This window comes from Nostoc sp. UIC 10607 (genome assembly GCF_047228265.1).
Classification (GTDB): Bacteria; Cyanobacteriota; Cyanobacteriia; order Cyanobacteriales; family Nostocaceae; genus Nostoc; species Nostoc foliaceum_A.
The window spans coordinates 1-395 of sequence record NZ_JBIQNW010000264.1; the positions used below are offsets into that span (position 1 = coordinate 1).

At 35.2% G+C, this 395-nt stretch carries 1 protein-coding gene and 1 pseudogene; one reads left to right on the forward strand and one right to left on the reverse strand.

Translation table 11 applies throughout. The features are described from left to right. The first annotated feature begins 6 nt into the window (after positions 1–6). The gene (locus ACEYW6_RS36705) at positions 7–144 is read left to right on the forward strand and encodes a DUF4334 domain-containing protein (protein ID WP_412983680.1); all 138 of its coding nucleotides are present in this window, start codon (positions 7–9) and stop codon (positions 142–144) included. A 29-nt stretch (positions 145–173) separates the two neighbouring features. On the opposite strand, the pseudogene ACEYW6_RS36710 reads toward ACEYW6_RS36705, so the two are convergent. Next, positions 174–395: pseudogene (locus ACEYW6_RS36710) on the reverse strand (polymerase); the annotation flags it as partial.

The window sequence follows — 395 nt, forward strand, 5'->3', positions numbered from 1 at the left end:
GGAAAAGTGACTGCTACAATGATTTATGATTATTTGCCAATCAATGATTCTTTCAGAAAAGTAGATGAAAATACTGTGTTAGGAATTATGGATTATAAAAACATACCCCAACCTTTCTTTTTTATTCTCAAGCGATGCCTTTAGCATTTCCAATCGGCTCTATTACGCCAAAGTTATCGCATCGAAGATAAGCGTGGTGCAGGAGTTGCTAACAGAGAATTGAGTAATTCCATTTGATAATCGACATCTGCAACAGTACGGTAAATTCCGTGATAATCTATCTGCATTCCCAAAGGCGTAGGGACAATTTTTAAATACTCATTTAGGGCGTTAATATAGCCATCGTGAAAAATCCTATTAGCAATACAAGGACGGATAATATTCAATAATTGAAT